A 7,921-nucleotide genomic window follows, 5' to 3' on the forward strand; every position below is an offset into this window, starting at 1 on the left:
CGATGCGTCATTTTACGCTTGCTTCGCTCGCCGCCGCCGCGCTCACTTTCGGGCTGCTGGCTTCCGCACCTTCGATGGCGCAGACGCCCGCGCCCGCCGCTTCCGGCAAGATGGCGCCGATCACCACCGGCAAGGCGGCCCCGGCCGCCGAATCGAAGATGGCGCCGGCGGCGAAGGCCGATGGCAAGATCGACATCAATACCGCCAGCAAGGATGAGTTGATGGCGTTCAAGGGGATCGGCGACAAATATTCCGACAAGATCATTGCCGGCCGGCCCTATGCCAAGAAGGACCAGCTGGTCTCGAAGAACGTGCTGCCGGAAGCGACCTACAAGAAGATCTCCGACCAGATCATCGCGAGCCAGCCGAAGTAGACTGTCTCGGTTTTAGACTGCGAACGCACCGGCGCATCCGCGCCGGTGCGTTTTACCTGGTGATGTCTCCGGCGTCGGCTTCGCTCTCGGCGAGCGACACGGGTTCCAGATGATAGCGCTTGATCAGCGGCATTTGCGTCAGCGCAAATGCCATCGTCAGCGGGATCACGCCGAACGCCTTGAAGGCGACCCAGAAATCGGTGGTCTGGGTGCGCCAGACGATCTCGTTGACGATCGCCATAGCGAAGAAGAACAGCGCCCAGCGCAATGTCAGCGCGCGCCAGCCGGGCGGCGTCAGGTTGAACATCTGGTCGAATATCACGGCGATGAAGGAGCGACCGAACAGCAGCCCGCCGCCCAGGATCACCGCGAACAGGCCGTAGATGATGGTCGGCTTCACCTTGATGAAGGTCTCGTCGTGCAGCACCAGCGTCAGCGTGCCGAACACGATGACGATGATGCCGGTGACCAGCGCCATCATGGGCACATGCCGGGTCACCACATAAGAGGCGATCATCGCCACTACGATCGCCACCATGAAGGCTCCGGTGGCGATGAACAGGTTGCCCTTGGCATTGGCGATGAAGAAGATCACCAGCGGCCCGAGTTCGGTGGCGAGCTTGAACAGCGGATGTGGCTGCTTCTTGTCGAGTATCCCGGTATTGCTCATCTCAGCTCTCGATTCCTGCAATCGCCTGGGCAAAGTCCCGCGCGGTAAAGGGCGCGAGATCGTCGATCCCCTCGCCGACGCCGATAAAATGCACCGGCAGTTTGAATTTTTCCGACAACGCCACCAGGATGCCGCCGCGGGCGGTGCCGTCGAGCTTGGTCATCACCAAGCCGGTGACGCCAGCCATACGATGAAACGCCTCGACCTGCGACAGCGCGTTTTGTCCCACGGTGGCGTCGAGCACCAGCAGCACCGCATGCGGCGCGGAAGCATCGACCTTCTTGATGACGCGGACCACCTTCTCCAGCTCGATCATCAGCTCTGACTTGTTCTGCAGCCGGCCAGCGGTGTCTATCAGCAGTACGTCGCGCTTGTCCTCGCGCGCCGCGGTCACGGCGGTAAAGGCCAGGCTCGCCGAATCCGAACCCTGCGCGCCGGCGATAACCGGCGATTTGGTGCGTTCGCCCCAGACTTTCAACTGCTCGATCGCCGCGGCGCGAAACGTGTCCCCGGCGGCCAGCATGACGCTGCGGCCCTCGGCGGCGAGTTTGGCGGCGAGCTTGCCGATCGTGGTGGTCTTGCCGGAGCCGTTGACGCCGACCACCAGGATGACGAACGGCTTTTGTGCCGCGTCGATCACCAGCGGGCGGGCCACCGCCGCCAGCACCTTCTCGACCTCGGTGGCGACCACGGCCTTCACGTCGTCGGCCGAGATCGCCTTGTCATAGCGGCCATGGCCGACAGCGGCCGCGATCCGCGCCGCCACCTCGGTACCGAGGTCGGCGCGCAGCAACACGTCCTCGATCTCCTCGAGCATGGCACGGTCGAGCTTGCGCTTGGTGACGAGGTCAGCGACCGCGGTTCCGAGCGAGCTGGAGGTGCGCTTCAGTCCGCTGGATAGCCGGCGCCACCAGCTTTGTTTGGGCGTTTCAGGAGTGTCGTTCATGTCGGGGCTGTGTTAGCGGTTTCGCGCCATGAACGAAAGTCACGAAGAAACCCTCGCGGAAGCCCAGTTGCCGCCCCGCACCGATGCCGTCGAGCTCACCGAGGCCGAGATCCTGGGTCGGGTGCTGCACCGTGACGGGCTAATGCTGGTAATCGACAAGCCGGCCGGGCTGCCGGTGCACCGCGGCCCCAAGGGCGGCGCCAATCTGGAAACCTCGTTCGAATTCCTGCGCTATGGCCTGCCGCGCGCGCCGGTGCTGGCGCATCGGCTCGATCGCGACACGTCCGGCTGCCTGGTGCTGGGCCGCCATCGCAAGGCGACGGCCTCGCTCGGCCTGCTGTTCAAGCACAGCCGGATTTCCAAGACCTACTGGGCGGTGGTCGAGGGCGGCCCGGCCGAGGACGCAGGCACCATCGACATGCCGCTCGGCCGCCTTAACGCTGAACGCGGCTGGTGGATGAAGCCGGATGCCGAGGGCCTGCAGGCGGTCACCAATTTCCGGGTGCTGGGGCGCGGCCAGGGCCTGGCGTGGATGGCGCTGGCGCCGGTCACCGGGCGCACCCATCAATTGCGGGTGCACAGTTCGGCATCGGGCTGGCCGATCGTCGGTGACAATATCTATGGCACCGGGCCGCGGTTCGGCGAGCCGACGCTGCATCTGCATGCCCGGGAAATCGTGATCCCGATCTCGCGCAACAAGGACCCTATCCGGGTCGTGGCCCCGGCGCCGCCGCATCTGCACGAACGGCTCCGGCTGTGTGGCTGGAACGGGGAATAGGGCACTTTTTTCTTCCGCTCTCCTCCACAAAGGGGGAGGGGAAATGAACTAAAGAGCGCGCTTGGTTTCTCAACTCATGCCACCGCGCCGAACAGCTTCGGATCAAACCGGCCTTCATATTCAAAGGTGGCCGTCCCCGTCATCAGCACGTGGTCATCGTGCTCGCGCCACTCGATCGTCAGTTCGCCGCCGGGCAGCGTCATATGCACCACGCGGTTGGTCCGGCGTAGCCGGGCGGCGGCGACCGCGGTAGCGCAGGCGGCCGAGCCGCAGGCCCGGGTCAGGCCGGCGCCGCGTTCCCAGGTCCGCATCACGATGTGATCGCGATCGACAATCTGCGCCAGCGTGATGTTGGCGCGGTCCGGGAAAATCGGGTGATTTTCGAGCAGCGGGCCGAACTTGCCGAGATCATAGGCCTCGATATTATCGACCCAGAAGATCGCATGTGGATTGCCCATCGAGACTACTGAGGGCGTGTGCAGGATCGGCGCGTCGATCGGGCCGATCTGCAGCTCGATGCCGCGGGTGTCGCGAAACTCTTCGGCCAATGGAATGTCCTGCCAGCCGAATTTCGGCGTGCCCATGTCAACGGTGTAGAGATCCGGTGACGGGCCCTGCCAGCAATTGATCAGCCCGGCCTTGGTCTCGAAGGTCAGCGCGGTCTTGTCCGTCCCGGCGAACGTCTGGCGGGCGACGCAGCGCATGCCGTTGCCACAGGCGCCGGCTTCCGTACCGTCATTGTTGTAGATCGACACAAAGGCCTCAGTCCCCGCCAGCCGCGGCTTCCGCAGCACCATCAACTGGTCGTAAGGCACCCCGGCAGGAGCGGCGACGGCGCGGGCATCGTCCGGTGTGACGACGCCGGAGCCATCGCGCAGGTCGATCACGACGATCTCGTTGCCGATGCCGTTCATCTTGGAAAAAGCGTGGTTGGCCAGCGCGCTCATGTCATGTCCCGATTGTCCCGGGTTTATATGGCGATCCGGCGGAGCTTGGCCAGTGCGGCGAATCTGTGGCGACGATTTTGGATGTCTCCGGAGCGATCCGGCAGGGGACGAAAGCCGCGGCCGCGTGTTACCATGAGTGATAATTGCGCATCCTGGTGCGCGCGCTGGGTGGCGCGCGCCGATGGCCCTGGAGATCACTGAATGAGCCGCTCTCGCCTGTTACGCCTTGCCACCGCGGTGGCGTTGATCCCGGCCGCGCTGTCGTTGAATGCCGTGGCGCTGGCGCAATCGCCGCCCGCAGCTCCGCCAGCTGCGACTTCTGCCGATCCGGCGCCCGCTGCTCCGGCCGCTCCAAGCCCGGCCGTTCCAGTCGCGCCGGCCCCAGCCGCGCCCCCCACCCCGCCGGCCGCGGCGCAGGCGCCGGCCACGGTACCTGCGGCCCCCCTGGTGCAGACCGCGGATCCGTTCGGCGAAGAGATCACGCTGACGCCGAAGACCATGGTCACCTTCAACGGCAAGGCAAACTGGGATTCCGCCTTCGAAACCCTGATGGATGCGTTCAAGCAGATCACCGCGCTGCTCGACAAGCAGGGCGTCAAATCGTCCGGCAATTCGATGATCGTCTACACCTCCACCGACGACACCGGCTTCACCTTCCTCGCGGAGATTCCGGTCGACCATGAGCCGAAGAACCTGCCGAAGGCGATGAGCATCGGCAAGTCACCGGATGGCAAGGCTCTGAAATTCGTCCATCGCGGCTCCTACGACAACATGGACAACACCTATGAGGCGATCACCAATCACCTCGATGACAAGAAGCTGGAAGCCAAGGACACCTTTATCGAGGAATACATCACCGATCCGCTGAAGACCGCCGAAGACAAGCTGATCATCAACGTCTACGTCCCACTGAAATAGTGCCGATGAAACATCACCTTTGCCTGGCCGCGCTGACCTGCGTGCTCATCACTTCGCCGGCGCTGGCACAGACAGCGCCGCAGCCAATGATTTCGGTGTCCGGCGAAGGTACCGTCTCGGTACCGCCGGATGTTGCGCTGATCGACGGCGGCGTCACCAGCGAAGCGAAGACGGCACGCGAGGCCTCCGAGGCCAACAATGCCGCGATGGGCAAGGTGCTGCTGGCGCTGAAGGCCGCCGGGCTCGACGAAAAGGATGTGCAGACGTCGCGGCTGTCGCTGCAGCCGCAATACGTCCAGTCGCAGGGCAGCAAGCCCGGCCCCAATGTCGTCTCCGGCTATCGCGCCAGCAACCGCGTCAACATCCGACTGCGCGATGTCAGCAAGGTCGCCGGCACGATCGACACGCTGGTGTCGTCTGGCGCCAACGAGATTGGCGGCATCCATTTCATGGTGGAGAAGGCATCGAAACTGCTCGACGAGGCCCGCGAACAGGCGATCGCCGATGCGCGGCGCAAGGCGGAAATCTACGCCCGCGCCGCCGGCGTCACGCTGGGCGCGCCGGTCAGCATTTCCGAGGACGGGGGTGGAATGCCCGCGCCCATGACCTTCAGCAAGATGCGCGGCATGGCTGCCGCGGCCCCGATCGCGCAGGGCGAGGAAACGCTGCGGGTGACGGTGAATGTGGCCTGGTCGATCAAGGCGGCGCCGTAAAAATAGTCGTTTCCCGTCATTGCGAGGAGCGAAGCGACGACGCAATCCAGTCTTCTCAGCGCCCGCAGCCTTCTGGATTGACGCGTCGCTTCGATTCTCGCAATGACGGAGTTAAATCTCCATGACCTGTCCGGGCTTGAGCGCGACAAACTTTTCACGCGAAATGCCCGCGGCATCGAGCGCCACATCCAGCTCTTTGACCGGCGCATCGATCGCTTCGTCGGTAAGCTGGAACGTGCTGTGATGGTGCGCCAGCGCCTGCTGCGCGCCGCAATCGCCAAGGGCTTTCACAGCATCTTCCGGATTCATGTGCTGGTCCTTCATGAACCAGCGCGGCTCATAGGCGCCGATCGGCAGGATCGCCAGCCGCAGCGGGCCGTGGGCGTCGCGGACGCGGCGGAAATGGCCGCCGTCGCCATAGCCGGAATCGCAGACGAAGTAGATTTTCCCGGCCGGCGTCTCCAGCACAAAACTCGCCCACAGCGACCTGTTGCGGTCGAACGGGCCGCGCGCCGTCCAGTGCCGGGTCGGCACCATCGTCACCGCCAGGTCGCGGACGAGTTCGATGCGGTGATGCCAGTCGAAGGCTTCGGCCCGGATCGCACTGTTCGCGCGGCGCATGGTGACATCATTGCCGAGCGGGGTGATCACGCGTGGAGAAAACTTTGCCGCCAGCTTCGACAGCGTCGGAAGGTCGAGATGGTCGTAATGGCCGTGTGACACCAGCACGCTGTCGATTTTCGGCAATTTCTCGAAAGCGACGCCCGGCGCGTTGTGGCGCTTAGGGCCGGCAAAGGAGAACGGGGACACCCGGTCCGACCATACCGGGTCGATCAGGATATTCTGCCCCGACGCCTGGATCAGCCAGCTCGCATGGCCAACATAGGACAGCCGCACGCCGCTCTCGACGCGGGCCGGCGGCGTGTCGGCGTGCTCGTTCTCGACCCAGTCCGGCCATTGCTGCCGGTTGCGCCAACCGCCGAACTGCCAGCGCAACACATCTCCCAACGATTTTGGCGGCACGCCATGGGGATCGAAGAAGGTCTTGCCGTCGAAATGATCGGAGACAGGGCCGTCATAGGAGGTCATGCGGGAAGCCCAGAACGCCGATAGCCCGGCCGTGGCGGCGCAAATCATAATTGCAGCCGGGCAAGCCTGAACGAAAACCAGCCGCGCCCGGTCGGGCACGGTTTCTCTCAAATGGATTGCGCCGGCGGGTTCCGCAAGCCACAGCGTTCAGCGATCCGCAATGGGCGCGATGCGCCAGCCTCCCGGTTCCTTCCGCTTAGTCCCCGATGCGCTCAAAAGTGAGCGCCTTCCTTTCAGCGGGCACCCCGCCGATGCCGGGCATGGCCGCACCGTGATGCAGGCTCATCACCTGCTGGGAAACCGGATCGGTCAGAATGACCTGGTCATTTGCGTAGAAGCCGATCTCGATGTCTTCGGTGAAGGTCTTGTTGATCGACAATCCTGCCGCTGCCATCGCGCCGGAGAGTGGAAGCCCCCAGAAGTGGTGACCTTTGTACCGGTTGCCGTAGTTTATCGCCACCAAGCCGGTCAGCGTCGCGTTGTAGACAATCCGGACCTTCATGACGCCGCGCGACGCCGTGATCTGGGCATTCACCGCTTGGCCCGGCGCCAACGTCACCGTGACGCCTTGGGTGGATCCGACGGTGACCTGTTTGCTCTCGGTTTTGCTCTCTCCCCAGCTGTGCGTGTAGGCGAGTGAAGTCTCGCCTTTGCCGCCGGTACCGAGAAACGACACCTCGTAGCTGAATTTTTCTGAGACCTGGACGGAACCGCTCGACGACCAGGTGTTCGACGTCGTGTCGCTGACGGATTCCGACGCGCTGGCGCTGAACGTGCCCGGTACCTTGCTGTCATTGCGCAGAACATTCTGGGCCACAATCACCGGATCCGACGTAATGCCGGTGACGGTCGCGCTCGCGACGGTCAAAACCGTCTGGACTTGTGACCAACCATAGGTGCGGTACAGATCGCCCCACGGAGTGTCGCTGTGCAGGAAGGCGTCATCGGGCGCTTGCCCGAAATACCGGGCGACGGCATTTTTCAGCGCGGCGTCGTTGATCCCGAAGGTGTTGCGTTCGGCGTCGGTGATGATGTGCTGAACGCTGCCGGAGGCCCTGACCGAGGCACTTTGCCCGTCCAGTCCGGTGATGACGTGAATTTCAATCCCCATGGCGTTATCCCCATCCGTTTATTTAAGATTGCTGGGATGTAATATACTATCTAAAGTAGCATCTGTATTTGTATGGAACTAGGCCTTAAACGCAAGCGGCAAAGCGCCAGCGGGCAGGACAAAACGGGAAATTGACCTTAGAGCCTGTTTGAGAACTCTAATGGTCAGCGACGTGTTTGCGGGAACTGAAGAAACAGGTTGAGTGACGACGGTCCGTGTGAATCCCTGGAGGTACGAACCAAACCGGGGAGGACACCATGTGGACCGCCGCCACCCGCGCGCAGCATAGTTGCGCGGCGGGGCAATATCCATCGTCGCTGAGCGATGCGCAGTGGAACGTGATTTCTACGCTGTTTCCGTCCCCGCCGCCGACCG

At 63.5% G+C, this 7,921-nt stretch carries 9 protein-coding genes; 4 read left to right on the forward strand and 5 right to left on the reverse strand.

Going from position 1 to position 7,921, the window contains the following annotated elements:
- Positions 1 to 2: 2 nt before the first annotated feature.
- Positions 3 to 374: a helix-hairpin-helix domain-containing protein gene (locus tag Q0S16_RS16680; RefSeq protein WP_295850199.1), complete on the forward strand. Its 372-nt coding sequence runs from the start codon at positions 3 to 5 to the stop codon at positions 372 to 374.
- A gap of 52 nt (positions 375 to 426) precedes the next feature.
- Here Q0S16_RS16680 and Q0S16_RS16685 read toward each other — a convergent pair whose 3' ends face one another.
- Complete coding sequence (locus Q0S16_RS16685) at positions 427 to 1,044, reverse strand: septation protein A (protein ID WP_295850201.1); 618 nt, start codon at positions 1,042 to 1,044, stop codon at positions 427 to 429.
- A gap of 1 nt (position 1,045) precedes the next feature.
- Positions 1,046 to 1,990, reverse strand: a complete 945-nt coding sequence (gene ftsY, locus Q0S16_RS16690) for a signal recognition particle-docking protein FtsY (protein WP_295850203.1) — start codon at positions 1,988 to 1,990, stop codon at positions 1,046 to 1,048.
- A gap of 142 nt (positions 1,991 to 2,132) precedes the next feature.
- On the opposite strand from ftsY, the gene Q0S16_RS16695 reads away from it, so the two are divergent.
- Entirely contained in the window at positions 2,133 to 2,768 is a 636-nt protein-coding gene (locus Q0S16_RS16695) for an RNA pseudouridine synthase (protein WP_295850221.1), read from the forward strand.
- Positions 2,769 to 2,842: 74 nt separating this feature from the next.
- Here Q0S16_RS16695 and dapF read toward each other — a convergent pair whose 3' ends face one another.
- A complete protein-coding gene (gene dapF, locus Q0S16_RS16700; protein WP_295850205.1) occupies positions 2,843 to 3,715 on the reverse strand; it encodes a diaminopimelate epimerase in 873 nt (290 codons plus the stop codon).
- Positions 3,716 to 3,916: 201 nt separating this feature from the next.
- Here dapF and Q0S16_RS16705 point away from each other — a divergent pair, with 201 nt between their 5' ends.
- Together Q0S16_RS16705 and Q0S16_RS16710 are read left to right on the forward strand one after the other, a co-directional pair.
- A complete protein-coding gene (locus Q0S16_RS16705) occupies positions 3,917 to 4,633 on the forward strand; it encodes a GyrI-like domain-containing protein (protein WP_295850207.1) in 717 nt (238 codons plus the stop codon).
- Positions 4,634 to 4,638: 5 nt separating this feature from the next.
- A complete protein-coding gene (locus Q0S16_RS16710) occupies positions 4,639 to 5,346 on the forward strand; it encodes an SIMPL domain-containing protein (RefSeq protein ID WP_295850210.1) in 708 nt (235 codons plus the stop codon).
- Positions 5,347 to 5,457: 111 nt separating this feature from the next.
- On the opposite strand, the gene Q0S16_RS16715 is transcribed toward Q0S16_RS16710, so the two are convergent.
- Positions 5,458 to 6,435, reverse strand: a complete 978-nt coding sequence (locus Q0S16_RS16715) for an MBL fold metallo-hydrolase (protein WP_295850212.1) — start codon at positions 6,433 to 6,435, stop codon at positions 5,458 to 5,460.
- Between the two features lie 196 nt (positions 6,436 to 6,631).
- Complete coding sequence (locus Q0S16_RS16720) at positions 6,632 to 7,546, reverse strand: hypothetical protein (protein WP_295850213.1); 915 nt, start codon at positions 7,544 to 7,546, stop codon at positions 6,632 to 6,634.
- Positions 7,547 to 7,921 lie beyond the last annotated feature (375 nt).

This window comes from Tardiphaga sp. (assembly GCF_025356345.1).
GTDB lineage: Bacteria > Pseudomonadota > Alphaproteobacteria > Rhizobiales > Xanthobacteraceae > Tardiphaga.